Origin of the sequence: Mesorhizobium sp. LSHC420B00 (genome assembly GCF_000503055.1) — a bacterium.
GTDB lineage: Bacteria > Pseudomonadota > Alphaproteobacteria > Rhizobiales > Rhizobiaceae > Mesorhizobium.
The window spans coordinates 81489-107433 of record NZ_AYVY01000006.1 but is presented as its reverse complement, the minus strand read 5'-3'; the positions used below and the strand labels follow the sequence as shown (position 1 = coordinate 107433).

Here is a 25945-nt window from a genome sequence, read left to right as displayed (position 1 = left end):
AGCCGCCCAGAAGAGTGATGTGGGTCCTCACAGGGCAGCTGCTTTCTTTTCCGTCTCCGCTTCGACGGTTCCAATGGCTTCAGAGCGCCATCGCCTTCTCAGGCACGGCCATGGGACCGGGTGCGGCGCCAAGCACGGTCTGGTCGTAATCCACCACCGCACCCGTCATGAGACCCGCATCGTCCGAAACGAGAAAGTTGACCGCTCGTGCCGCCTCGCGGGGGTCGATCAGGCGTCCGAAGGGCAGGTGTGCAACGGCTTTCGCTTCCCAGTCGGGATCGCCCTTCTCGCTCGCCTGCAATTCCCGCTCGTGGTCGGACGCCATCCAGCCGATATCCAGCTGGTTGACGCGGATGCGGTTCTTCATGACGGAAAATGCCGTGTTGCGGGTCAGTGTCGCCAGTGCCGCCTTGGTGGCGCAGTAGACGTTGATGAAGGGCTGGCCGGCCTGCTGCGAAATCGAGCCGATGTTGCAGATCGCACCCTCGATGCCATGGCCGATCATGTGCCGGATGGCTTCCTGCATGAGGAAATAAGGTCCGCGTACATTCACGGCGAACAGGGCGTCGAACAATTCTGGCGATGTGTCGAGGATCGTGCCTCGGTCCGTCCGCGCGCCTGCATTGACCAGCACGTCGATTCTTCCGAAAACGCGCTCCGCTTCCGCGATCACGCGGCGGCAATCCTCGACATTGCCAAGATCGGCGTTGACATAGTGCACGGGCACGCCCGTGGCGTGCGAAATGTCTGCGGCCACCGCGCGGCCCTTGGTTTCGTTACGACCAAGTGTGACGACGCCAGCGGCTCCGGCTCGGGCGAGCTGGCGAGCGATAGCCGCGCCCAGTCCTTGCGTCGATCCGGTGACGACGCAGATCTTACCATCCATCCGGTTCATGCCTTGTCCTCCACTGTGTAGCCAGCCGCGGCCATGACGCGCAGCAATTCCTTGTGACCTATCTTCGCCATTTCGAGCGGCGGGCTTTTGACGGGATCCTGCTCGGCTTCAACGACGAACCAGCCTTCGTAGCCGTGGCTCGCCAAGCGCTTGATCATCGCCTCGAAGTCGAGCGAGCCGTCGCCGGGCACGGTGAAGGCTCCCTTGACCACCGCGTCGAGAAAACTTTCCCGGGTGCGGTCGAGCCCGTCCACGACTGCCTGGCGGATATCCTTGGTGTGTACATGCGAAATGCGGGCGTGGTGCTTGTCGACCACCCGCAGCACGTCGCCGCCGGCAAAGGCCATGTGGCCGGCGTCGTAAAGCAGGGCCAGACCCTCGCCGGAATGTTTCATCAGGAAGTCGAGCTCTTCCTCGGTCTCGATCGGCGCGGCCATGTGGTGGTGGTAGGAAATCGGCATGCCCTCGTCCGAACACCATTCGGCGAAGGCAGTCATCTTGCGACCATAGATTCTGATCTCGTCTTCCGAGAGCCGCCGCTTGGTGGAAAGCGGCGCGGAGCGATCACCCTGTATGGTGCCTGCAGTCTCGCCGTAGACGATGCAGGGGGCATCGACGGCCTTGAAGAGCTGCATCTGCTGGGCGATGCGGTCTTTCTCCGCTTCGATATCGCCGTCAAGCAGCAGACCGGAGAACCAGCCGCCGCAGACGCTCATGCCGTGCTGCCTCAGAATGGGCTCGAGAACCGCCGCGTCCATCGGGAAGCGGCGGCCGGTCTCCATGCCGGTGAAGCCGGCCTCACGGGCCTGCCGCAGACACTCCTCCAGCGAAACGTCGTCGCTCAATTCGGCGAGGTCATCGTTCCACCAGGCGATCGGCGCGATGCCGAGCTTGGCTCTCATCTTGATCTCCATCATCATTCCAGCTGCCGCCGCCCACTTTTGGCGCCGCGAAAAAACTGCCGGAACAATGCTCAGGGAGTGTGGCATCGTTCCGGCAGAGGACGCCCCAGGGGGCGTCCGAAAAACCTAGACTCCGATGCGCTGCCGTTTGCGGCCTTCGGCTTGAACCGAATGGGCCTCGCGCACCTCGGCCCGCTCGCTGACCTGCGGCACGCCGACATCCCACCAGGCGTCGCCGGGTGTCCAGGTGTAGCCATCGGAGACGATGGTGATCACGGTGGTGCGATCCGTCCCTTTGGCCCACTCCACAGCCTGGCCGAGATCGGCAAGGCTCTCTACCCGCCGCGTGAGGGCGCCCATGGCCTCGGCGTGCTTGGCGAAGTCGACCGAAAACGGCTCCTTGACCCGGCAATCCTTGATCATGTTGTTGAACGACGCGCCGCCCTTGGCATTCTGCAGCCGGTTGATCACCGCATAACCGCCATTGTCACAGACGATCAGGATCATCTTGTGGCCGGCGAGGACCGATGAGTAGACGTCGGAATTCATCATCATGTAGGTGCCGTCGCCGATCATCACGATTGGCGTGCGGCTCGGATCCGCCATCGCCGCACCCCATCCGGCTGAGATCTCATAGCCCATGCAGGAAAATCCGAACTCGCAGTCGAAGGTGTTCGGCTCTTTCACGCGCCAGTTCTTCATGACTTCCCCGGGAAGCCCGCCTGCCGCGGTGATCAGCAGATCCCGCTCGCCGGCCTTCGCGTTGACCACGCCGACGACCTGCGCGTAAGTCGGAACCGGGTCATTCGTGGGTTTTTGGAATCCGTCGAGCGCGGTGTTCCACTTGGCAAACTCGACCTTGCCTTTTTCGGTCCAGCCGCTTTCGGCTTTCCAGTCACCGAGCGCGGCCTCGACCTCGTTGATGGTTTCCAGCGCATCGCCGACCACGGCGAGAGCCCGGTGCTTCGTGGCATCCCACCGCGCGGCGTTGATCGAGACGAATTTGGCGTCGGGGCTGAACGCACTCCACGATCCCGTCGTGAAGTCCATGAGCCGCGTGCCGACGGCCAGGATCACATCGGCCTCACCCGCAAGCGCGTTCGCCGATGTCGAGCCGACGATGCCAATGGGCCCGACATGGGCAGGATGGTCGTGCGTCACCGTGCCCTTACCGGCGATGGTTTCGGCAAGCGGAATACCGCGCGCCTCGGCGAATTTCGCAACAGCAGCCTCCGCACCGGAGTAACGCACGCCGCCGCCTGAAATGATCAGCGGACGCTTTGCCGCCTTGAGAAGACGCACCGCCTCTTCGAGACGCGCGCGATCCGGCCGGGGGCGCGGAATCGCATGGACCGTGGGTTCGAAGAAGGACTCGGGATAATCCCAGACGACCTCCTGCACGTCTTGGGGAAGGGCGATGAAAGCCGGCCCGCAGTCGGCCGGATCAAGCAGAACCGCGACCGCCTGGGGCAGCGAGGAGATGATCTGTTCGGGATGGACAATACGGTCCCAGTAGCGAGTCACCGCCTTGAACGCGTCGTTGACGTTTACTGTAGGATCGCCGAAGTGCTCGACCTGCTGCATCACCGGATCCGGCCGGCGGCTGACAAAGGTGTCGCCGGCAAGCATCAGTACCGGAAGCCGATTTGAATGGGCGACGCCTGCGGCGGTCACCATGTTCAGAGCGCCCGGGCCGATAGAGGTAGCGGCGATCATGATCTGGCGCCGGCGCTTCGCTTTCGCGAACCCGATCGCAGCCAGTGCCATCGACTGCTCGTTCTGGCCGCGCCATGTTGGCAGGACGTCCTGCGCGGCCTCCAAGGCCTCGGACAGGCAGGTGACATTGCCGTGACCGAAAATGGCGAACACGCCCGCAAACAGCGGAGCCTTGCTGCCGTCGATAACGGTGAATTGATTGCTTAAATAGCGCACGAGCGCCTGCGTCATGGTCAGACGAATGGTCTTCGTCATCGCTTCCTCCCTGGCGAATTTCCGTTGTGCAGACTATTACGAAATAGCCATTGACAAATCAACCTCTTTGCAACGATCATTGCAAAAATATTGTTGCGGAGGAATGCAATGCTGAGAATTGGCGTGCTCGGTTGCGGGCGCATCGGGCGCATGCATGCGGCCAATATCGCTGCACACCCACGAACGAAACTGGCGGCGGTGTATGACGTCAATCGCGCCGCCGCCGACGAAGTGTCAGCCATGCTCGGCCTTCCCGCGTTGGACTCGGCCGACGCCATGTTTGACACGGACGATGTGGACGCCGTGTTGATCGCGACGGCCACCGATACCCATGTCGACTACATTGAGCGGGCAGTGGCGGCCGGAAAGCCAGTGTTGTGCGAGAAGCCCATCGACCTTGACCTGATGCGTGTCGATCGCTGTGCCGCGAACATCCGTGGAAGCAAGCTGCCCATCATGATTGGCTTCGTCCGCCGCTTCGATCCCGGGCATGCTGCGGTGCGGGCGGCTCTCCAGAGTGGCGAGCTCGGCGAGCGCCACCAGGTGATCATCACGTCGCGGGATCCTGGCATGGCGCCAGCTGCCTACATACGCGTGTCCGGCGGCATATTTCGCGACATGACAATCCACGATTTTGACATGGCTCGCTTCATGCTCGGTGAAGAGCCCGTTGAGGTCTTTGCGACCGGCAGCCGGCTGGTCGACCCGGACCTGATGGCCGAGACGAATGACTGGGATACGGTGACCGTGGTTTTGCGCACCGCCAGCGGCAAGCAGTGCATCATCAACAACTCACGACGCGCGGTCTATGGATACGATCAGCGCGTCGAGGCTTTCGGATCGGCCGGCATGGCGATTTCCGAGAACCGACGCGCGCATGAGGCCCGTATCTATGCCGATGGGCTGAGCGATCGGGCGCAGCCATACCTTCACTTCTTTATCGAGCGATACAGGGAAGCGTTCAACGCTGAAATCGACGACTTCGTCGACGCCATCGAAAATGGACGCCAGCCGTCGGTCGTATTCGAGGACGGACGCCTTGCGCTGGTCCTCGCCGAAGCAGCGATCAAATCTGTCGCAGAGCGTCGGGTGGTCAGCACCAGCGAGATCGGTGACGGCAATGTATGACAAATACGGACTTTTCATCGACGGTGAATGGCGCGCCGCTTCCGACCGAAGCACGGCGACCGTAGCCAGTCCCGTCACCGAACGCTCACTGGGCGACACTCCAACCGCGACGCTGGACGATACACAATCTGCCTTGGCCGCCGCCGAACGTGGCCTTTCTGCCTGGCGAGCAAAGAGCGCGTTCGAGCGCGCCGACGCGCTTCACGCTATCGCCGACGAAATGGGCCGGCGCAAGGACGAAGCCGCCCGCATGATTACGCTGGAGACGGGCAAGCCCATTGCCCAATCCGAACGCGAGTGGGTTCTGGCGACGGATCAGTTCCGGTGGTACGCCGAGGAGGCTCGGCGTGTTTATGGCCGTATCATCGAGAGCCGTGTCCCCGGAGGTCGCTTCGAAGTGCTGCATGAGCCGATCGGCGTCGTGGCGGCCTTTACGGCATGGAATTTTCCGGCCGCGCTCGTCGCCCGCAAGGTCGCCCCGGCGCTTGCCGCCGGTTGTTCGGCCATCCTTCGGCCTTCGAGCCAGACGCCAGGGGTCGCGATGGTGATGATCGACTGCCTGCGTGCGGGCAGGCTCCCCCCAGGCACGGTCGGTCTTCTCGTCGGGTCCACGGCCACAACCTACGTGCCGCTGATGGCGTCGGCGCTTGTGCGCAAGGTTTCGCTGACCGGGTCTACACGGGTCGGGCAGCAAATGCTGCGCGACGCAGCCGATACGGTGAAGAAGGTGTCGATGGAGCTTGGCGGTAACGCGCCTCTCATCGTCTTCGACGACGCGGATATCGAAAGCGCGCTCAACGTGTCCGTGCCCACGAAGTTCGCCAATGCCGGGCAGGTTTGCGTCACGCCAGACCGCTTTTTCATCCACGAAAAGGTCCATGATGCTTTCGTCGACGGGTTCGTCACGCGGGCGAAGGCCCTGAAGCTGGGTGATGGTCTCGATCCGACGGTGCAGATGGGCCCCTTGATCAATGCCAGGAGGACCGACGAAATCGAACAAATCGTTACCGACGCGGAAAAGGCCGGTGCCAGGATTGCCGCAGGCGGCCGCCGCTCGCCGGCGTTCAACGCCGGTCATTTCTTTGAGCCGACGGTCCTTACCGATGTTGCTGACGACATGACCGTGTTTGCCGAGGAGAATTTTGGTCCGATCGCGGCCATCACCCGTTTCTCGTCCGAAGAGGAGGTCCTGGGTCGGGCAAACGCCTCGAAGATGGGGCTTTCTGCCTATGCCTTCACCCGGGATGCGGGGCGCGCCCGCAGAGTTGTCGCGACGCTCAAGGCCGGAATGGTCGGCATCAACAGCTTTGCGCTAGCGGCTTCCGAGGCGCCGTTCGGCGGGACCAACCATTCCGGCATGGGCCGGGAAGGCGGCGCGGAAGGTATCCGGGACTATCTCGATACCAAGCTGGCTCATATCGTATTCTAAGGAGCGTTTTTCATGATCAAGAACAGGCTCAAGCAGCTTTGGGCCGATGGGAAGCCCACCATCAATGGCTGGCTTTCGATCGGCAACAGTTTCACCGCCGAGATCATGGCGGCGCAAGGTTACGACTGCATCGGCGTCGACCTCCAACATGGAGCGCTCGATTACAGCGGCCTGCTGCTAATGCTCCAGGCGATGCGTGCCTCCGCTACGGTGCCGCTCGTCAGGGTGCCTTGGCTGGAGCCAGGCATCATCATGAAAGTGCTCGACGCAGGTGCTTACGGCGTCATCTGTCCGATGGTGAATACCGCCGAACAGGCGGCCGAGTTTGTCAGCTACGTGCGCTATCCGCCACTCGGCAGCCGAAGCTTTGGTCCGACACGTGTGAATTTCGCGGCCGGTGCCAATTACGCTTCTGAATCCAATGGCGAGATACTTGCCTTTGCCATGGTTGAGACGGCCGAGGCGATGGACAATCTCGACGCGATCGCTTCGACCCCTGGACTGGACGGGATCTACGTTGGTCCGGCCGACCTGACCCTCGGCATGACCCAGGGCCGCTTGCCGCCTGCCTTCGACCGCGAAGAACCGGAGATGATCGAGGCCATCCAGCATATCGTGGCGGCCTGCAAAAAAGCCGGCATAGCCGCGGGATTGCACTGTGGAACTCCGGCTTACGCGGCGCGTGCGATCGGGTGGGGCTACAACATGACCACCGTCTCCAACGACGTGCGCATGCTGGCCGGTGCGGCGGAAGCGAACGTCAAAAAGTTCAGGGAACTCACGGGCGGATCAAGCGTCAGCGCCGGTTCCAAGGGAGGGTACTGATGCCGCATGTTCTAGTTGCCGGGAAACTCCATCCGGCTGGAATTTCCTTGCTCGAACAGGCCGCCGGCATCACCTACGATTACGTGGAGGAAGTCTCCGAGCCAAGTTATGCCCCGCTGATCGACAAGGCCGACGGGCTGGTGATCCGCACACAGCCTCTCTCGGCGGCGACCGTTGAGATGGGGCACAGGCTCCGGATCGTGTCCCGCCACGGTGTCGGCTACGACTCTGTCGATTTGCCGTCCCTCAACAAGCGTGGGATCACGCTCGCCGTCGTCGGAGACGTCAATTCCATATCTGTCGCCGAGCACGCGATGATGATGCTCCTTGCCTGCGCCAAGCATGCTGTGCGCGGCGACCGGTCAGTTCGCGAGGGTGTGTGGAATTGGCGCAACCGGCTGGAAGCTTCGGAACTGGCCGGCAAGCGCCTGCTGATTCTTGGCTACGGCCGCATCGGCCGGCATCTCGCGAAGATGGCGGCTGCCTTTTCCATGGAAGTCGCCGCCTACGATCCGTATCTCGAAAAAATCGGATGGCCGGAAGGCCCTGCTAAAGCCGTCTCCGATCTGGCGTCGGCCCTTCAATGGGCGGATGCGATTTCCGTCCATGCTCCCAAGGGCGATGCTCCTGTGATCGGCGAGCGCGAGTTCGCCCTTCTGAAGCCGGGAGCCTGGCTCGTGAACACCGCGCGCGGCGGCGTCGTCGACGAAAAGGCACTTCTTGCAGCCCTTGCGTCTGGCAAGGTGGCGGCCGCTGGCCTCGACGTGTTCGACGAGGAACCCCCCGCCGCCGACAATCCGCTTCTGTCCTGCGATCAGGTGATCCTGTCGCCGCATATTGCCGGCCTCACCGCCGAATGCGGTGAACGGATGGCCGTGTCAGCTGTGCGCAATGTGCTCGATTTCTTCGAGAGCAGGATCGACCCGATGCTCGTGGTCAACGGCAAAGAGCTGAACGGCCATTGATAGCATCGCAGCCGCTAAGCAACCACCGGAAGCCGCTACCCAAGGTCTGTCAGTCCGGTGCAACAGGAAACCGTTGCAACAAAGCAGATGCCGCAATTGGGCAATCGCTTGAAAGCGATTCCGCATGAAGTCGCGCAAAAACATATCATATTAAAAACAGTTAGTTAATTGACATCAAAATAGTTGTTGCAAATTATAAAACTCTGCAATAAGCATTGTTGCACAAGAACTTCATATGCAATTTCCGTTGCAAAATGAGGCGAGGCGAGACTCCAAGAGCCGCCGGTCCACGGGAGGATGAACCACGTGTCTTTGCTTGAAGTGCAGGGCGTCGGCAAAAGCTTCGGAGCAATCCGCGCGCTGTCCGACGTCAGCTTTTCGATCGAACCCGGTGAAGTGGCCGGCCTGATGGGGGACAACGGCGCCGGCAAGTCGACAATGGTCAAACTGATTTCGGGAAATTTTCCCCCGACCGAAGGGCAGATCAGAGTCGGCGGCAAGGCCTGCCACTTCCATAAGCCGCTCGATGCTCGCGCCGAGGGGATCGAGGTCGTGTATCAGGATCTCGCGCTGGCGGACAATCTAACCGCCGCGCAGAACGTGTTTCTAGGCCGAGAACTCAAAAAGGGCATCTGGCCTTTCCGAATACTCGATAAGCAGGCGATGATCGATCGCTCCGCGGAGCTGTTCAGCGAACTGAAGTCAGAAACGCGGCCACGCGATCTCGTAAAAAAAATGTCGGGCGGTCAGCGCCAGGCAATTGCGATTTCACGGACCCGTTTGTCCAACGCCAGACTCGTCATTATGGACGAACCGACCGCTGCGATTTCCGTGCGCCAAGTTGCTGAGGTCCTGGAATTGATCCGGCGCATGAAAGCGCGCGGTGTCGCGGTGATCCTGATTAGCCACCGCATGCCAGACGTTTTTGCCGTGTGCGATCGCATCGTCGTTCTACGGCGCGGAACGAAGGTTGCCGACAAACCCACCCTTCAGACATCTCCGGAAGAAATCACCGGACTAATCACGGGAGCGATCCGTGCAGCCTAGTCAACCCGAAGCGATCCAGGAAAGCCACGCCTCGATTGCCGACGTCGTCGGCATCATGGAACAAACTGCGCTTCAGAAGTTGAGAAGTAGCCAGGCCTTCTGGGTCTCGGTCGCGCTCTTCGTCCTTGTCGCGTTTATGGCAGTGTTGGAACCGAGCTTCGGCACAGCCGAAAACGCAACCAACATCACCCGGAATTTCGCGCTGATCGCCATCATGGGCCTGGGCATGACCGTGGTGTTGATTACGGGCGGGATCGATCTTTCCGTTGGGTCAGTCATGGGCCTCGTGGCCATCGTGGCCGGTCTTCTACTGACCTGGCATTATCCTTGGTACGTGGCGTTCGCCTCCGGCCTTCTCGCTGGAGTTGCCTGCGGCGCGTTCAACGGCTTTTTCGTCGCCTATATCGGCATGCCGTCCTTCGTGGTCACACTCGGCATGTTGTCGATCGCTCGTTCCCTTGCCGTGGTGCTGTCAGGCAACCAGATGCTCTACCAATTCGGACCTGACGCGCCGATCGTGAAAGCGATCGGCCAAGCGAAGTGGCCGGTGCACTCGCTGGAGGGATGGGCTCCTTACTGGATACCGCAGTTCTCGTCCCATTTCTGGGTGATGGTGATCATGGCGCTAGCCCTCGGCTGGGTATTCATCTTCACCGCGTGGGCCCGCCATCTGTTCGCGATCGGCGGTAACGAGAATGCGGCACGCATGACGGGCGTGCCCGTCGATCGGATCAAGTTCCAGGCGTATGTTTTCTCGTCCTTCTGCGCCTCGATCGCATCCCTGCTGCTGCTTGGCTATAGCGGTTCGGCGATCAACGCCGTCGGCACCGGGTATGAATTGCGCGTCATCGCCGGCACAGTTATCGGCGGCGCAAACCTGATGGGGGGCTACGGCACAGCCTTCGGCGCGGTCATCGGGTCGGCCTTCCTCGAGGTCATCCGCAACGCCCTATTGATGGCAGGCATCGATTCCAACTGGCAGGGTGCCTTTGTCGGCATCTTCATAATTCTCGCTGTGCTTCTGGGTCTGGGTACTTCCGGCAAATCGCTGAAGTCCTTCTTCACCATCAAGCGTGACTAGAGCTCTGCCGGCTTATGCCGGTGGAATATCCTGAGGTGAACACAACAAACGGAGGAACATCGATGAAGAAATATCTTTTGGCGGTGTCGGTCGGCCATATTGGGGCCTCTCGATGGAATCAAGTTAGCATGTCTTTTAGCCGATAATAGGTGCCTACCATCGGCAGGAACCACGGCCTGCCGGTATGCAGCGGGACTGCATTCCAGTGCATGCCATCGATTGGATTGGTATCCGTGCGGCCCATTGCAATGTCTGCTAAAACACTTCCGATCAGCGTCGATAATTGCGGCCATGCCCCGAATAGCCCATGCCGTAGATCAGGCGGCACCGAGTAGCTGGGGGCTGGCGCCACCGGCCTCCGGAGCACGATGCCCGATGCTGGTCAGCGTGTCGGCGAACCCATGCGCAAGGCCGGCTTCGTCACGCAGATCGCGTAGCGATGTTGCATCGACCGTTCCAGGACCTTGAGGAAGTTCATGTGCCGCGCCTGCGCGCGATGAATCGCGCCGAGCCGGGTGTCGACCACAGGTATTTCGAAGCCAGCCTCGACGAGAAGCACGCAGACCTCGTCCGCTTTGGCGCCGTGCGAAAAGTGGAGCCGTGACAGGATGCTGCGATGGCGGCCCACCATCGCCTGATCCACTCCGTGGACTGGCCCGACTGTCCGGCCAACAGCCCTTTCCAGGACTTGTCGCAGAGGGGTTACCCAGGTCCTACTGACGAAATCACCATCAATGATCAGCAGCCGTCCGCCAGGCTTGAGCAGCGAGAACCATTCGGCGAACGCCGCTCGCGGATCCACCAACGTCCAGACGAGATGACGGGTGACGAGGACGTCGTAGCTTTCTCCTTTTTCAAGGGTGCGCTCGGCGTCGCCGATCAGAAACCGGATGCCGCTTTCCCTCTGCGTCGCCTTTGCACGCGCGCGGGCAAGCATGGCCTCTGACCAATCGAGCCCGGTCACGGCATAACCCAGGTCGTGCATGAGATGGGATACAACCCCGGTGCCGCAAGCGAGGTCGAGCGCGCGACGCCCATCCCCGGGGCCCAAGTGCTTGAGCATCAGCCTGTGCCAGGCCATGCGTTCCCGCTGTGAGAAGATTTCATGCCCCACCGAAAGGTCGAATGTTTCGGCGCGCGTCGACCAATAGTCGCGTATCTCGTCCCGCAGCGAATAATTGGGCTCGCCCGCCATTCCAGACCCCTTGTCGTCGTACCAGTCTGGAATTGCTCTAAAAGATATTTCTTGAGAATTGAAGTCATCTTTTATAAGGCACCTCTGGCTAATCCACTTCAAGAGAGGGCGCGATGAATTTCGGAAAGGTCCCAGCAGGGACGATGGCGGCCGCTATCGTCGCCCTGTCGATGACGCTGGCCGCCAGGGCCGAAATGGTTGCAGTGACTGACATCACGGGCCGCCAGGTCGAGGTGAACGTCCCGGTCGAGAGGGTAATCCTAGGTGAGGGCCGGCAGGTCTATCTCGTCGCGGCGCTCGACACCGAGGACCCGTTCAAGCGCATCGCTGGCTGGCGCGAGGATTTTAGCCAAGCGGATCCGGACAACTACGCCGCCTATCTCGAAAAATTCCCCAGGATGGCGGAGATCCCCACCTTCGGCGGTTTCAAGGACGGCACTTTCGACGTCGAGCAGGCGGTGTCGCTCAAGCCCGACGTCATCCTGATGAACATCGAGTCGAAGCAGGCCACGGAAGACGCCAAATATATCGAGAAGCTCGCCGCCGCCGGCATTCCGTTGGTCTATGTCGATTCCGCGAGCGTCCCTTTACCAACACCGAACCCAGCACGCGCCTGTTCGGCAAGCTGTTCGGCAAGGAGGAGCGCGCCGAGGAATTCATCACCTGGCGCGCCGCCGAGATCGCGCGCGTTACCGACGTCATCGAGAAGGCCAAGCCGGAAAGGCCCAAGGTCTTCATCGAACGCGCCGGCGGCTATTCGGACGATTGCTGCATGAGCTTCGGCGACGACAATTTCGGCAAGTTCGTCGAGATGGCGGGCGGCGACAACATCGCCAATGACATCATCCCCGGCACGTTCGGCACACTCAATCCCGAACAGATCATCGCCTCCGACCCGGATCAGATCATCGTCACCGGCGGCTCGTGGGAAGCCTATGTGCCGGGCGGTGCCTGGGTCGGCGTCGGCCCCGGCCGTGATGAGGCAGAGGCGCTGCGCAAGCTGAAGGCGCTGACCGAGCGGCCGGCGCTGACCGGCGTGAAGGCCGTCGAGGACGGCGCCGTGCATGCCATCTGGCATCAGTTCTACAACAGCCCCTATCAGTTCGTCGCCATCCAGCAGATGGCGAAGTGGCTGCATCCGGATCTTTTCGCCGATCTCGATCCCGAGGCGACCTTCAGGGAGTTGCACGAGAAATTCCTGCCCGTCGCATACAGGCCCGGCCACTGGGTCTCGCTGACCGATGTCGATTGAATCGACGGCCATCAGCACCGCGCTCGACAGCACCGATGGACGAGGGCGTTACCGCGCTCTCGTCTGGCGGCGGCAGTTGATCCTTGCCGGCCTCGGCGCTGCCCTGCTCTTCAGCCTGTGCGTCGACCTTGCGGTCGGTCCCGCCCGCTACGGACTTGCCGAGGTCGTGCGGGCGCTTGTGTTTCCCGACACGGTGCCGCAGCAGGTGCGCGTGGTGCTCTGGGGCATCCGCATGCCGGTAGCCCTGATGGCCATCGTCGTCGGGGCGGCGCTCGCCGTGGCCGGCGCACAGATGCAGACCATCCTCAACAACCCGCTGGCGAGCCCCTTCACGCTCGGCATATCCGCCGCCGCGAGCTTCGGCGCCGCGCTTGCACTTGCCTTCGGGGTGAGGCTTATCCCCGCCGCAGTCGAATATGTAGTGCCGATCAACGCCTTTGTGATGGCGATGCTGGCGGCCTTCCTCATTCACGTGCTGAGCGTAAAGCGCGGCGTCACCGCGGAGACCATCGTGCTGCTCGGCATCGCGCTGGTTTTCACCTTCAATGCGCTGCTCGCGCTCGTCCAGTTTTTCGCGTCGGCGGAAGCGCTGGCGGCGGTCGTCTTCTGGACAATGGGCAGCCTCACCAAGGCCACCTGGCCCAAGCTTGCAGTCACCACATTCATTCTCCTCGCAGTCTTACCCATTTTCGCCCGGCGCACCTGGGCGCTGACGGCGTTGAGGCTTGGTGAGGACAAGGCGGCCAGCTTCGGCGTCAAGGTCGGCCGCCTGCGGCTTGAGACGCTGATTCTGGTGAGCCTTCTCGCCGCCATCCCCGTTGCCTTCGTCGGCACCATAGGCTTTATCGGACTTGTGGGCCCGCACATCGCGCGCATGGTCATCGGCGAGGACCAACGCTTCTTCCTGCCCGCCTCGGCCCTGTCGGGTGCGCTCATCCTGTCGGCCAGTTCGGTCGTCAGCAAGTCGCTTATCCCGGGGACGGTCTTCCCGATCGGCATCGTCACCTCACTCATTGGCATCCCGTTCTTCATCTCGCTCATCCTGTCTAGCACGAGGCGCTCATGGTGACGATCCGGCTCGAGGCGCTCGGCGCGCGCTACGGCACGAGCCTCCGGCTTCGGGATGTGACGACGCCAGCGTTCGAGGGCGGAGACATCGTGGCGGTGATCGGTCCGAATGCCGCCGGGAAGTCGACGCTCTTCAGGCGCATCGCCGGCCTCCTGCACGGACCGGGAGCAATGCATGTCGAGGGGGCCATTCGCGGGAAGAGCGGCATCTGCTACATGCCACAGGAAACGTCCGCCAACGCGGTGCTCACCGTCTATGAGTCAGTGTTGCTCGCCCGCAAGCAGGGTATGGGCTGGTCTGTGAGCGACGATGATCTGGCTCGCATCGACGAGACCCTGGCGGCGCTCGGCATCGCCGATATCGCTTTCCGCAACATCGGCGAGCTTTCCGGCGGCCAGCGGCAACTCGCCAGCCTGGCACAAACGCTTGTGCGTGAGCCCGAGGTCCTGCTGATGGACGAACCGACATCAGCACTCGATCTGTCGCGGCAGGTGGAAGTGCTCGGTCTCATGCGGGAACTTGCTCAGGCGCGAGGCATGGTCGTGCTGATCGCCCTGCACGACCTCAATCACGCCCTGCGCTTCAGCGATCAGACAATGGTCATCGCGGACGGCCGGCTGGTCGCATGCGGGTCATCGCCGGACGTCATCACATCCGATCTGCTGCGGGACATTTATCACCTCAACGCGCGCATTGAGCCCTGCTCGCGCGGCATCGGCCATGTCATCGTGGATGGCGTGGCGGATGGGCGTCGGACGGTCATAATGCCGGCAGCGGAAACCGAATCCGGGATTAGGAGCAGATTCGAAGCGGCAGCCGTTCCGGCCGCGTGACGGCAACCGAATTATGCCGGTTGATCGACGCGCGCACTGATCGACCTGATCCTCTGGCCGCTGGTTGAAGGCGACAGTGTGCTTGCATTCAACTCAAGGCGTGGCCGGCCAATCCATAGACCCAAGGCCCATTGTCTTCCCGGTTCAGAAAGCGGTGCCCTTTGGACATGGTCGTAACGGTCTCGGCGATGCCGAGGCCGCACTGCTGGAGAAACGCGGCAAACACGCCATCCTTCTCGCGCGTATCGACGCGGGCGAACCGTCCTGCCAGTTCCTTCAGATGCACGGCTGTGAGATGGACCGCGTCTAGATCGTTGCGCGCGACCATGGGGCCGATCACGTGGCCACGCCCGAACTCGCGACACATGGAATAGCCGACGATCTCGCCGCCACGGCTCAAAGTGCAGATTGAGGCATCGGCCGCGAGCAACGCGAGCAGCCTCTCGCGGTTTGTCCCAAACGCGCGCGTATCCAACGCCGTGATCTCCTTCAGCCTGTCGCTCGATAGCGCCTGCAATTGACCGTCCAGGGCCGGCATTGTTGGGGGTGTCTGTGGGACCTCCCCCTGGCGCATGTATACGATCGCCTCGGTCGTGAAACCGAGTGAGACATAAAGAGGATAGGCAGCATGGGTAGCATTGAGTGCCAAGTTGCGATCGCCGCATTGCTCGAGCACCAAGTCCATGAGCCATCGGCCGCCTCCTTGCGCTTGCGTGCGCGGCGTTGTGATCACTACGCCGATGGTGGCGAAATCGTCCCCGTGGGGAAACCACATCGCGCTCCCGAAAACGCGTCCAATACCATCAACGGCAACAATGCCGCGGCCGGCGCGGCGCAGAAAGTCCCAATCCTTCGGCCGATGAGGCCAGCGGACTGAGATCGACAGCGCGTGCAGTAGCTTGACGTCGACATCATCAATGTCCCGCGCGACCAGTTCGAAGGATTTCAGGCGTACTGATCTCTGCATCTCAGTCGATCCGGTCCTTCAACGAATGCGCAAGGCACGCGGTGCTAAGGCTCCGATTGCCATGTTTGCGACAGGCCTCTTTTGCAGCATCTTTACAGGGGAAAGCCAGCAGGTTTCGCTGGTTTGAGGTGCTTTTTCGCAATCTTCGGCCAAAGCACGGCGCGATTCGGCAGGGAACACTTCTCCATACGGGTAGGCTGGTCGCGACCGGTGATAGTGTGCAAGCAGAGCGACCGCCATGAACGTGGAAGAAATCCTCGCGACTCTGGTTGCATTTCCCTCTGTTGTGGGCACGCCAAACAGCGCGATCGTCGATTGGATCCGCGACTACTGTCAGGCGGCAGGAGCCGAGGTGACAGTTCTCCCCGGACCCGAGGGTGACCGGTCCAACCTCTTCGTCACGATCGGCCCGCGCCAGGCTCGGGGCTATATCATCTCTGGACATATGGATGTCGTGCCGGCCGGCGAGCCGGAATGGAACTCGGATCCGTTTGTCCTGCGCCGCGAGGGCGGCAGGCTTTACGGCCGCGGCACCACCGACATGAAGGGCTTTCTCGCCTGCGCATTGGCCGTGCTTCCCGAACTTTTGGCGATGAATCTGCGACAGCCAGTTCATCTCGCGTTCTCCTATGACGAAGAGGCGGGTTGCCGTGGCGTGCCGCACCTCTTAGCGGCGTTGCCGAGCTTATGCGAGAAGCCGCTTGGCGCGATTATCGGCGAGCCGAGCCGGATGCAGCCTGTGCGCGCGCACAAGGGGAAGGCGGCCGCACGGCTCGAGGTGATCGGGCGATCCGGCCATTCGTCACGCCCCGATCTCGGACTCAATGCGGTGCACGCCATGGCCGGTGTCATCACGCACGTCGTGGCCTATGGCCAATCCCTCGCCGACGGGCCGTTCGATGATAATTTCGAGCCCCCATATTCTTCCTTGCAGGTGGGCGTCATCGCCGGTGGACAAGCCGTCAACATCATCCCCGACCGTTGCACCGCTGACGTCGAGGTGCGTGCCGTGCCCGGCGTTTCTCCATCCTCCCTGCTTGAGCCGGTCAAGGCCCGGCTTTTCGATCTGCGCGACAGTGGCTTCGATGTGGCGTGGCACGAGTTGAGTTCCTATCCCGCCCTTGCGCCCGCGAATGGGAGGGATCTAGCGGCCGTTATGACGGAGCTGACGGGGCAGGAGCCGCTGGCAGCCGTCAGCTTCGGTACGGAGGCCGGGCTTTATCAGCAGGCCGGAATCGATGCGGTCATTTGCGGCCCCGGCGATATCGGCCGTGCCCATCGTGCCGACGAATATATCGAGATCGGTGAACTCGCCGCTTGCCGGAAGATGATCGAGGGGCTCGGCGCGCTTCTTGCGGCCTGAAGGAAGGGGCGGTCACCATGGCGTTTCTTTTCAATTCCGATGCCGCGCGTGCCGCGGTCTTCCGCGAGATATTTGCGCGCCAGATCCCGGATCTGGAATTCCTCCATTCCGGCGATGAAATGGAGCCAGAGAAGGTGCGCTATCTCATTACCTGGACGGTGCCGGACGAGATTTCGCGCTGCCGCAATCTGGAAGTGCTGTTTTCCACCGGCGCGGGCGTCGACCAGTTCAAGCAGGACGTGGTGCCAAGCCATGTGAAGCTGGTGCGCATGGTCGAGGATGGCATCATACGCATGATGCAGGAATACGTCGCGCTCGGCGTGTTGGCGCTCCACCGGCAGATGCCCGCCTATCTCGAGCAGCAGAAAAGGTGCCTCTGGCAACCGATTGCCGGTCGACAGGCGGCCGAACGCCGGGTTGGCTTCCTCGGCCTTGGCATGCTGGCCCGCGCGGCTATCGAGCGCTTGAAGCCGTTCCAGTTTCCGCTTGCCGGGTGGAGCCGCAGCGAAAAGCGGATAGAGGACGTCGCCTGTTTTCACGGCAGGGACCAACTCGCGGGCTTTCTGAAGCAAACGGATATTCTCGTCTGCCTGCTCCCGCTCACGGAACAAACGCACGGCATGCTCGATGCAGAGTTCTTCGACTTACTGCCCGTCGGGGCGCAGCTGCTGCATGTCGGCAGAGGTCCGCAACTAGACCAGGCCGCGCTGATCAACGCGCTCGACATCGGTCATGTATCTGCGGCGATGCTTGATGTCACTGATCCAGAACCGCTCCCGGAAGACCATCCGCTCTGGTCGCATCCGAAGGTGATGATAACGCCGCATATCGCCTCGGTGACGCAACCGCATACGGCGGCACAATCCGTCGTGGACAATATCCGGCGCCACCGCGCCGGAGAAGAACTGATCGGCCTCGTCGATCGGACACTCGGCTACTAACCAGGAAACATCACATGTCACTTCTGATCACGATCGACACAGTTCCAGACTTCGCGCCGAAGGAGGCATTGCCGGCTCCGGAGCGGCTCATTTCCGGCACTCCATCCTTCAAGACCTGGGCGCAGGATGCCTCAAAAGGTGAGAAAGTTCTGACCGGCGTCTGGGAAGCGACGCCCGGCGAGACGCATTCGATCAAGGGAACTATCTACGAGTTCTGCCACATCGTTTCGGGTCTCGTCGAAATCGAGGAGAAGGGCGGTGAGACCAAGACCTACCGCGCCGGCGACAGTTTCGTGATGAAGCCGGGTTTCGTCGGCGTCTGGCGCACGATCGAGACCGTACGCAAGATCTACGTCAGCGTTTATGACTGAGTTCAGTGCTCAAGGTCCGGCCGAATAGAGCGCGCGGCGGTTCCAGAACAATCGGCTTTCCAAGTTCCGCCTGACGCGATTCGACGCCGTCGGGCGGCTCATCCTCGACCGAAAATGCGGCGGGCGATCCACTATTGTTCCGATGACGCTAGTGCGAACGAGGACCTCCATCAATGAAGACCTACAAGATAGCGCTCATCCCCGGCGACGGCATCGGCAAGAACGTGACGCAGGCGGCATGGCAGGTGCTGCAGGCGGCGGCTAAGCGGGGCGGTTTCGCCCTTGCTGACACAAGATTCCCATGGTCGTGCGCCTACTACCTGGAGACCGGTGCAATGATGCCGTCAGACGGCATCGAGACACTTCGAAAATTCGATGCGATCTATCTCGGCGCTGTGGGCTGGTCGGCGGAAGTGCCCGACTCAGTATCGCTTCACGGACTGCTCCTGCCGATCCGGAAAGGGTTCACGCAGTACGCCAACATACGACCGCACCGGCTGTTGCCGGGCGTTCAGGGGCCGCTCCGCTCCGATGGTTTCGACATCCTGTGCATCCGCGAGAATACGGAAGGCGAATATTCCGGCGCCGGCGGGCGCGTCCATTCCGGCACAGCCAATGAGGTCGCGATTGAGACAGCAATCTTCACGCGTGCGGGTGTCGAACGGATCATGCGTTTCGGTTTCGAACAGGCGCGGGCGCGCCGCAAGAAGCTGGCATCTGTCACCAAATCCAACGCGCAGAAACATTCCATGGTTTTCTGGGATGAGGTCACGCGCGAGATAGCGAAAGACTATTCCGATGTAGAGGTCTCGCACTACCACATCGACGCCATGGCTGCCCGCATGGTGCTGGCGCCGGAAAGCCTCGACGTAATCGTCGCCTCGAACCTGTTTGGCGACATCCTCACTGATATTGGAGCGGCCATCCAGGGCGGGCTGGGTTATGCCGCCTCTGCCAATATCAATCCCGATCGCAGCGCGCCTTCCATGTTCGAGCCGGTCCATGGTTCGGCGCCCGACATCGCGCATCTCGGCGTCGCCAATCCGATCGCCGCGATCTGGTCCGGTGCGATGATGCTCGGGCATCTGGGTGAGGGGCAGGCTGCGGCAGAAGTGATGTCGGCGATCGAGTCCGCAACCGCGCGGGGGATTGGCACGATCGCAGGCAAGGACAGGACTGAAACAATCACGCAGGCCGTGCTGGCAGGATTAACCTGAAAGAGCAGAGGAAAGACCATGAATGCGATGACGAAGATTGGTATGTTCAACGATTCCGACCTTTTCCGCCAGCAGGCGCTGATTGGCGGTGTCTGGTGGGATGCGGAAACGAAGGGCGTGGTCGATGTCATTGACCCTGCCAGCCAAAGTGTTCTCGGCACCGTTCCCGAAATGGCGGAGAACGAGACGAGAGCCGCAATCGACGCTGCGGCTGAGGCCTTCAAAGGCTGGAAGAAAAGGACCCATGCCGAGCGTGCAGGATTTCTGGAGCGCTGGCACGACCTCATCCGCCAGCACGAACAGGATCTCGCGCTCCTGCTGACGCTGGAACAAGGCAAGCCGCTTGCCGAGGCGTTGGCGGAAATCCGCTACGGCGCATCTTTTGTGAAATGGTTTGCGGAGGAGGCGCGCCGGATCGGTGGCTCGACCATTCCGTCACCCACGGCCGATCGCCGCATTCTGGTGCTGAAAGAACCCGTCGGCGTCTGCGCCATCATCACGCCGTGGAATTTCCCCAACGCGATGATCACGCGCAAAGTAGCACCGGCGCTGGCCGCAGGTTGCACGGTTGTCATCAAGCCGTCGGAATTTACGCCATTCTCGGCGCTCGCGCTCGGCGTCCTGGCGGACCGAGCCGGCATCCCGGCAGGCGTTATCAACATCGTAACCGGCATGCCGGCGGAGATCGGCAAAGAGCTGATGGCCAACGAGACGGTGCGCAAGATCTCGTTCACCGGTTCGACCCGCGTCGGTGCGCTGCTCATGCGTGGCGCGGCCGATAGCATCAAGCGGCTGAGCCTGGAGCTTGGCGGCAACGCGCCCTTCATCGTCTTTGACGACGCCGATCTGGATAAGGCAATTGAAGGGGTGATCGCATCCAAGTTCCGCAATGGCGGTCAAACCTGCGTTTGCGCGAACCGGATTCTCGTGCAGGAAGGCGTTTACGCCGCTTTCGCCGAAAAGCTGAGCCAGCGCGTCACGCGGATGAGGGTTGGCGCAGGGACCGACGAGGGCACTGAGATCGGCCCGATGATCAACGCGGCCGCGATCGACAAGATCGAGCGTCACATCGCGGATGCACAGGCGAAAGGTGCGCAGATCATCGCCCAGAGCGAGACGGTGCCGGAGGGCAAGCAATATGCACGGCCCGTCGTGCTGGGAGAGGCTACAGATCGGAAGAGCACACGTCTGNCGGAAGAGACGTTCGGTCCGGTGGCGCCGCTTTTTCGCTTCGAGACGGAGGAAGAGGCCATCGCCATCGCGAACGGTACGCCGTTCGGCCTTGCCGCCTACTTCTACACCGACAACCTCCAACGGTCATGGCGTGTTGCCGAGGCGCTGGAGTTCGGTATGGTCGGGCTCAACACAGGCATGATCTCGACCGAGGTTGCGCCTTTCGGCGGTGTCAAGCAGTCAGGAGTGGGGCGCGAAGGATCGCAGCTCGGCATCGAGGAATATCTCGAGGTCAAGACGCTTCATGTTGGCGGGCTTAACTAGTTATCTTGCAAGCAGGTGGAAACACTTGCAGCCCCTAAAGCGTTGGAACAACAAAGAAAGGGGCGGTGAAAACCGCCCCTTTCTCTATTGCGACCAGTGATTATTAACGTTTTGGGAGCACCTCAGTCTGGCGCGACTGCGCCAGCAAACAGACGTTCAGGCGAATTCCCGAACGGGCTCCAGTCCGATGGCGCCGGCCAGACCGCCGATATCCTTGATTTCGGTATATTCGTAGAAGGGGTTTGCAGGCTCGTGGCCGCGGTTCACCCAGACCTTGCTCTTGATACCGAGATCATAGGCGGTCATGAGATCATAGCGAAATGAGGACGACACGTGCGTAATGTCCTCCGGGCCGCAGCCGAGCTTCTCGAACATATATTCGAAGCCCTTCATCAAAGGCTTGTAGGCGCCGGTCTCCTCGGCCGTGATGACCATGTGGAACGGCGCGCCGAGTTTTTCCACGTTCGACATGATCAGGCTCTTCATGGAGTTCGACAGGATCACCAGCGGGATTTCCTTGGCGACCTTGGCCAGGCCCGCCGGGACATCCGGGTGCGGACCCCATGTCGGCACTTCCGCATAGATGCGCTGGGCATCCTCGGGCCGGAATGCGACGCCGTTGCGTTTGCAGGTCCGTTCCACAGAATTGTGCACGACCTCGCTGTACGGCTTCCAGGCGCCAAGAACCTCATCGAGGCGATAGGCCGAGAAATCCCTGATGAACTGCGCCATCCCATTTGGAGAGAGCTGCGCGCCGTATACGCGTCTCGCCGCGCCCGCCATGTCGAAGTTGGTCAGTGTACCGTAGCAGTCGAAGGTGATGTATTTCGGTCTGAACTGGGTCATGAGCGTCGATCCTTCCAATCCTGTCGGCACAGCGTGCCTTTAACAGCAAGGATCATAGTGAGAACCGAGAAGACTAGTCGCCGCATTCGATGTGCCCTGAAGCAGATTGTTTTGTATTGCGTGAGAGCTTTGGCAGAGAGTTGCGCCTGAGTTCGTTTCGAGCTTCGGCGGGAGCGCGACCTTTCAGCCGTGCGTCGGCATAAGATACGGCGCCAGCGGCAAAGGAAAGTCAAAACGCCTATCGCTCAGGTTCTGGTCGGGAGGAACTGCTGTCCGCGGCAGCCTATCTTGGGCCTAGGAGAATTCAGGCCCGGAATGAACCATGACCGCGCAGCAGATCACGCTGGAAACGATGACAATGGCGCATCTGAGCGGTGTTGTCGAACTGTCGCGGCAGGTTGGTGGGCCGGTGGTGGCGAGAAGCAATTCCGAAGCACCGAACCTGATCGACTTCCTGCTGGCCGACAGTGCGGGCGAGTTTGTCCGTATCGACACCGAATCTACAGATATCGGCGAATGGCTCACCCGTCCTGCCTGGCTCACGTCGTCGGTGGCATAATGATGCGACGAACCGCAGATGAGCTGAAGGACGAAACCACGCCACACCGGACTTATGCTCTCGTCAGTCAGGCACTACGCTGAATCGGAGGAAGAAATGCTGGCAAACTCACTGATCGAACTCGATCGCGCACATCTGGTTCACCCGTTTTCATGCTATCGGAGCCACGAGGAGACGGGCGTGCGGGTGCTCAAATCCGCCAAGGGCGCAACAGTGACCGATGCAAGCGGGAAAACCCTGCTGGACGGATTCGCCGGTCTATGGTGTGTAAACATCGGATACGGCCAGGAAAGCGTCGTTGAAGCAGCCGCAAAGCAGCTAAGAGAGCTTCCCTATGCGACGGGATATTTCGGGCTAGGATCCGAGCCTGCCATTCGCCTTGCTGCCAGGCTTGCCGAACTGGCGCCCGGCGATTTGAACCATGTCTATTTCACGCTTGGCGGCTCCGACGCGATAGACAGTACGATCCGCTTCATTCGCTATTACTACCATGCCACGGGTACGCCGCAAAAGGACCAGTTCATCTCGGTCGAGTATGGCTACCATGGATCCTCGACGGCAGGGTCAGGTCTGACCGCGATCCCGGCTTTCCATGCGGGTTTCGGCGTGCCATACGACTGGCAGCACAAAATTCCTTCGCACTACGCCTATCGCAATCCCGTCGGTTCCGACCCGCAGGCGATCATCGATGCATCGGTCGCGGCCCTGCGGGCCAAAATCGCGGAACTCGGCGCGGGCCGCGTTGCGGCCTTCTACGCCGAACCCATCCAGGGTTCGGGCGGTGTCCTCGTTCCACCAACGGGTTGGCTGAAGGCTCTGCACGCCGTGTGCAAGGAACACGACATTCTGTTCGTTGTCGACGAAGTTATCACTGCCTTTGGCCGTACCGGCCCCCTCTTCGCCTGTGAGGAAGACGAGGTCGTGCCGGATTTCATAACCACGGCGAAGGGACTGACCTCGGGCTACGTGCCGATGGGCGCCGTCTTCATGTCGGACCACGTCTACAATACCATCGCGGACGGAGCCGGCAAAGCGGCTGTCGGCCATGGCTATACTTATTCGGCCCATCCCGTGAGCGCGGCGGTCGGGCTCGAATGCCTCCGTCTCTATGAAGACAGCTTGCTCGAGAATGGGCGCAAGGCCGGGAAGCGCCTGATGGACGGCCTTCGCTCGCTCACCAACCACCCGCTGGTTGGCGACATCCGCGGTCGCGGCATGCTGGCAGCAATTGAGTTGGTCACCGACAAGGAGCGCAAAACGCCGCTGCCGGCGGCGGCCGATCCGGGGCGCCGCATCTTCGAGCGCGCGTGGGCGAACGGCCTTGTCATCCGCTCCTTCAACAGCGGCATCCTCGGCTTTGCGCCGCCGCTCTGCTGCACCGAGGACGATATTGATGGAATCCTCGAACGTACCCGAATGACGCTGGATCAAACCCTCGAAGACAAGGACGTTCGGTCAGCGATGAAGGGATGATCATTGCCATCGCCGAAGCGACCTCGGTCACTGCGGTAGACGCCTAATGCATGTCGCGCAAAAGTGTGCAGCGGTTTTGCGATAACGACATGCATCAAAACAAGAACCTAAAGAAAACAAGAACCTAAAGCGCGTCGCACGAGGCCGGTCGAACGCGACGCGCGTTAGCGGCCCCAAAGCAAATCCTCAGGTGATGCCGCCGTCTGCCAAGTGCAAAGCAATTTGCCGGTATGTGGATTCTCTTGCCGTTGCACAAGCGCAGCGAAAACAGCAACAGGGAGCGCTGGCGCGCGGCTCTCCAGGTCCAAGACTGCGGAGCAGCTTTCTCATTTGTCGAAAATGATGTCGAGAGGCAAATGGGATTTCACGATTGGGGACTTCAGCACGACGAAGCTGAAATATTTGTCGATTCCGATATCCAATTCGATCATGCGCTCCATGATCGTCTGGTACTCGCTGATGCCCGCTGTGACAAACTTCACTAGGTAGTCGTAACCGCCTGAAACCAGATGGCATTCGATGACAGAATCGACTTTCTGAATTGCGGTGAGAAATCTCGCGAAGTCGTTCTGTTGATGGTGCTTGAGCGTGACTTCGGTGAAGATCGTTAGAGTCTGTCCGAGCTTGGACACGTCGATCTGGGCGGAATAGCCGGTGATGAAGCCTTCCGCCTGAAGCTTCTTCACCCGCATCAGGCAAGGGCTCGGCGAAAGGTTGACCAGGTCGGCTAGCTCGACATTCGTGACCCGCCCGTTCTTTTGCAATTGGGATAAGATCTTGATGTCGATCTTGTCGAGCTTCATTGGAAATCTGTCACACGTTCGAACCGCGGATCGTCCGGCAGACGGCGTCCGTCACTTCCTGCGTGGTCGCTGTCCCTCCCACGTCGGGCGTCAGCACCCCTTCACTCGTCGCCGTTTCCACAGCGCTCATCAACCGGACGGCCGCTGCGCTCTCGCCCAGATGTTCGAGCATCTGGGCAGCGGTCCAGAAGGTGGCGACCGGGTTGGCGATACCCTTGCCGGCGATGTCGAATGCCGAGCCGTGAATTGGCTCGAACATCGAGGGATAGCGCCGCTCGGGATCAATGTTGGCGGTCGGTGCAACGCCGAGACTGCCCGCGAGCGCGCCTGCAAGGTCCGACAATATGTCGGCGTGAAGATTGGTGGCGACGATCGTATCTAGGCTCCGAGGTTTCAACGTCATACGCACTGTCATAGCATCGACTAGCATCTTGTCCCACTCGACGTCGGGGAATTCCCGCGCCACCTCGGCTGCGATTTCGTCCCACATTACCATGCCGTGACGCTGCGCGTTGGATTTCGTAACAACAGTCAGGAGCTTTCGCGGCCGTGACTGCGCCAGCCGGAATGCATAGCGCATGATGCGGGTGACGCCGACGCGCGTGAAGATCGCGACCTCGGTTCCGACCTCCTCGGGGAGGCCGCGATGGGCGCGGCCGCCGTGGCCCGAATACTCGCCCTCGGAATTCTCACGCACGATCACCCAATCCAGATCGCCAGGGCCAACGCCCGCCAGCGGCGAAACAATCCCGGGCAATATCCTGGTCGGCCGCACGTTGGCGTACTGATCAAAGCCTTGGCAGATCGGCAGCCGGAGGCCCCAGAGCGTGATGTCGTCGGGCAGATCGGGAGCGCCTACCGCGCCAAAGAAGATGGCGTCGAAGCGCTTCAGTTGCGCCACTCCATCTTCGGGCATCATCCGACCATGGGCCTTGTAATAGTCTGAGCCCCAGTCGAAGTGCTGGACGCGCAGCTTGAAGTCGCCGCAGCGCTGCTGCAGCACCTCAAGCGCCTGGAGACCTGCGGCAATCACCTCCGGGCCGATCCCGTCGGCAGGAATGGCGGCAATCTCATATTCGCGCATCGTTACTTCCCTGTTTTTGGTGCTGGCCGCCTCGTGACCTCAATCTCGTGCGCGACCGATTGTACCTTGGCAAGACGGTCTTCTCAGAATTCAGTGACCTGGCCCCACGCCACGGTCTTCAGGCGCTTCGGTCAACTAGGACGCGGATCGACACTGGTCTCGCTGCCCAAGCGCAGCCTAGCGTATGGGCCTCAGCCGTAAGCCGTGAACTTTGTACGAGGGCGGAACATCC

General features: G+C 61.1%; 23 protein-coding genes and 2 pseudogenes. 16 read left to right on the top strand and 9 right to left on the bottom strand.

What is annotated here, in order from left to right:
- Window positions 1-79: 79 nt before the first annotated feature.
- The 3 genes from X760_RS51770 to iolD form a co-directional block, all read right to left on the bottom strand.
- The gene (locus X760_RS51770; protein ID WP_023718621.1) at window positions 80-895 is read right to left on the bottom strand and encodes an SDR family oxidoreductase; all 816 of its coding nucleotides are present in this window, start codon (window positions 893-895) and stop codon (window positions 80-82) included.
- Window positions 892-1797, bottom strand: a complete 906-nt coding sequence (gene iolE, locus X760_RS51765; RefSeq protein WP_031193886.1) for a myo-inosose-2 dehydratase — start codon at window positions 1795-1797, stop codon at window positions 892-894. Before iolE ends, X760_RS51770 begins: the two co-directional genes overlap by 4 nt.
- Window positions 1798-1923: 126 nt before the next feature.
- Window positions 1924-3768 (bottom strand): 3D-(3,5/4)-trihydroxycyclohexane-1,2-dione acylhydrolase (decyclizing), encoded by a 1845-nt coding sequence (iolD, locus tag X760_RS51760; protein WP_023718619.1) that lies wholly within the window; start codon window positions 3766-3768, stop codon window positions 1924-1926.
- Between the two features lie 108 nt (window positions 3769-3876).
- On the opposite strand from iolD, the gene iolG reads away from it, so the two are divergent.
- The 6 genes from iolG (at window position 3877) to X760_RS51730 (ending at window position 10243) form a co-directional block, all read left to right on the top strand.
- Window positions 3877-4896, top strand: a complete 1020-nt coding sequence (iolG, locus tag X760_RS51755; RefSeq protein ID WP_023718618.1) for an inositol 2-dehydrogenase — start codon at window positions 3877-3879, stop codon at window positions 4894-4896.
- A complete protein-coding gene (locus X760_RS51750) occupies window positions 4889-6325 on the top strand; it encodes an NAD-dependent succinate-semialdehyde dehydrogenase (protein ID WP_023718617.1) in 1437 nt (478 codons plus the stop codon). Before iolG ends, X760_RS51750 begins: the two co-directional genes overlap by 8 nt.
- Before the next feature lie 12 nt (window positions 6326-6337).
- The gene (locus tag X760_RS51745; protein ID WP_023718616.1) at window positions 6338-7150 is read left to right on the top strand and encodes an aldolase/citrate lyase family protein; all 813 of its coding nucleotides are present in this window, start codon (window positions 6338-6340) and stop codon (window positions 7148-7150) included.
- Window positions 7150-8115: a hydroxyacid dehydrogenase gene (locus tag X760_RS51740; RefSeq protein WP_031193884.1), complete on the top strand. Its 966-nt coding sequence runs from the start codon at window positions 7150-7152 to the stop codon at window positions 8113-8115. Before X760_RS51745 ends, X760_RS51740 begins: the two co-directional genes overlap by 1 nt.
- 306 nt (window positions 8116-8421) lie before the next feature.
- Window positions 8422-9162, top strand: a complete 741-nt coding sequence (locus X760_RS51735) for an ATP-binding cassette domain-containing protein (RefSeq protein ID WP_245278566.1) — start codon at window positions 8422-8424, stop codon at window positions 9160-9162.
- Window positions 9152-10243 (top strand): ABC transporter permease, encoded by a 1092-nt coding sequence (locus tag X760_RS51730; protein WP_023718613.1) that lies wholly within the window; start codon window positions 9152-9154, stop codon window positions 10241-10243. The genes X760_RS51735 and X760_RS51730 overlap by 11 nt, the downstream gene beginning before the upstream one ends.
- Window positions 10244-10361: 118 nt before the next feature.
- On the opposite strand, the pseudogene X760_RS77885 reads toward X760_RS51730, so the two are convergent.
- Both X760_RS77885 and X760_RS51725 read right to left on the bottom strand, forming a co-directional pair.
- A pseudogene (locus X760_RS77885) lies at window positions 10362-10564 on the bottom strand (FAD-dependent oxidoreductase); the annotation flags it as partial.
- Between the two features lie 61 nt (window positions 10565-10625).
- Complete coding sequence (locus X760_RS51725; RefSeq protein ID WP_023718611.1) at window positions 10626-11438, bottom strand: class I SAM-dependent methyltransferase; 813 nt, start codon at window positions 11436-11438, stop codon at window positions 10626-10628.
- Window positions 11439-11581: 143 nt separating this feature from the next.
- Here X760_RS51725 and X760_RS51720 point away from each other — a divergent pair.
- The 3 genes and pseudogenes from X760_RS51720 (at window position 11582) to X760_RS51710 (ending at window position 14592) form a co-directional block, all read left to right on the top strand.
- Window positions 11582-12690, top strand: a pseudogene (locus X760_RS51720) (ABC transporter substrate-binding protein).
- Window positions 12680-13759, top strand: coding sequence for an iron ABC transporter permease (locus X760_RS51715; RefSeq protein WP_023718608.1), 1080 nt, complete (start codon window positions 12680-12682; stop codon window positions 13757-13759). The pseudogene X760_RS51720 and the gene X760_RS51715 overlap by 11 nt, the downstream one beginning before the upstream one ends.
- Window positions 13753-14592, top strand: a complete 840-nt coding sequence (locus X760_RS51710) for an ABC transporter ATP-binding protein (RefSeq protein WP_023718607.1) — start codon at window positions 13753-13755, stop codon at window positions 14590-14592. Before X760_RS51715 ends, X760_RS51710 begins: the two co-directional genes overlap by 7 nt.
- Window positions 14593-14680: 88 nt before the next feature.
- On the opposite strand, the gene X760_RS51705 is transcribed toward X760_RS51710, so the two are convergent.
- Window positions 14681-15559: a GNAT family N-acetyltransferase gene (locus X760_RS51705; RefSeq protein ID WP_023718606.1), complete on the bottom strand. Its 879-nt coding sequence runs from the start codon at window positions 15557-15559 to the stop codon at window positions 14681-14683.
- 238 nt (window positions 15560-15797) lie between these two features.
- On the opposite strand from X760_RS51705, the gene argE reads away from it, so the two are divergent.
- The 5 genes from argE to X760_RS51680 all read left to right on the top strand — a co-directional run bounded on the left by argE (window position 15798) and on the right by X760_RS51680 (window position 20948).
- Entirely contained in the window at window positions 15798-16922 is a 1125-nt protein-coding gene (gene argE, locus X760_RS51700; protein WP_031193881.1) for an acetylornithine deacetylase, read from the top strand.
- Between the two features lie 17 nt (window positions 16923-16939).
- Entirely contained in the window at window positions 16940-17863 is a 924-nt protein-coding gene (locus tag X760_RS51695) for a glyoxylate/hydroxypyruvate reductase A (RefSeq protein ID WP_023718604.1), read from the top strand.
- Between the two features lie 14 nt (window positions 17864-17877).
- Complete coding sequence (locus X760_RS51690; RefSeq protein WP_023718603.1) at window positions 17878-18234, top strand: cupin domain-containing protein; 357 nt, start codon at window positions 17878-17880, stop codon at window positions 18232-18234.
- A gap of 173 nt (window positions 18235-18407) precedes the next feature.
- Window positions 18408-19451 (top strand): tartrate dehydrogenase, encoded by a 1044-nt coding sequence (locus X760_RS51685; protein ID WP_023718602.1) that lies wholly within the window; start codon window positions 18408-18410, stop codon window positions 19449-19451.
- Between the two features lie 18 nt (window positions 19452-19469).
- Complete coding sequence (locus X760_RS51680; RefSeq protein WP_023718601.1) at window positions 19470-20948, top strand: NAD-dependent succinate-semialdehyde dehydrogenase; 1479 nt, start codon at window positions 19470-19472, stop codon at window positions 20946-20948.
- Window positions 20949-21104: 156 nt separating this feature from the next.
- Here X760_RS51680 and X760_RS51675 read toward each other — a convergent pair whose 3' ends face one another.
- Window positions 21105-21794 (bottom strand): haloacid dehalogenase type II, encoded by a 690-nt coding sequence (locus X760_RS51675; RefSeq protein WP_023718600.1) that lies wholly within the window; start codon window positions 21792-21794, stop codon window positions 21105-21107.
- 322 nt (window positions 21795-22116) lie between these two features.
- On the opposite strand from X760_RS51675, the gene X760_RS51670 reads away from it, so the two are divergent.
- The gene (locus X760_RS51670; protein WP_023718599.1) at window positions 22117-22353 is read left to right on the top strand and encodes a hypothetical protein; all 237 of its coding nucleotides are present in this window, start codon (window positions 22117-22119) and stop codon (window positions 22351-22353) included.
- A gap of 96 nt (window positions 22354-22449) precedes the next feature.
- Complete coding sequence (locus tag X760_RS51665; protein WP_031193879.1) at window positions 22450-23826, top strand: aspartate aminotransferase family protein; 1377 nt, start codon at window positions 22450-22452, stop codon at window positions 23824-23826.
- 326 nt (window positions 23827-24152) lie between these two features.
- On the opposite strand, the gene X760_RS51660 is transcribed toward X760_RS51665, so the two are convergent.
- Together X760_RS51660 and X760_RS51655 are read right to left on the bottom strand one after the other, a co-directional pair.
- Window positions 24153-24629 carry an Lrp/AsnC family transcriptional regulator gene (locus X760_RS51660; protein ID WP_023718597.1) on the bottom strand — a complete coding sequence of 159 codons (477 nt, stop codon included), beginning with the start codon at window positions 24627-24629 and terminating at the stop codon, window positions 24153-24155.
- A 10-nt stretch (window positions 24630-24639) separates the two neighbouring features.
- Window positions 24640-25713: a tartrate dehydrogenase gene (locus tag X760_RS51655; RefSeq protein WP_023718596.1), complete on the bottom strand. Its 1074-nt coding sequence runs from the start codon at window positions 25711-25713 to the stop codon at window positions 24640-24642.
- Window positions 25714-25945: the final 232 nt, after the last annotated feature.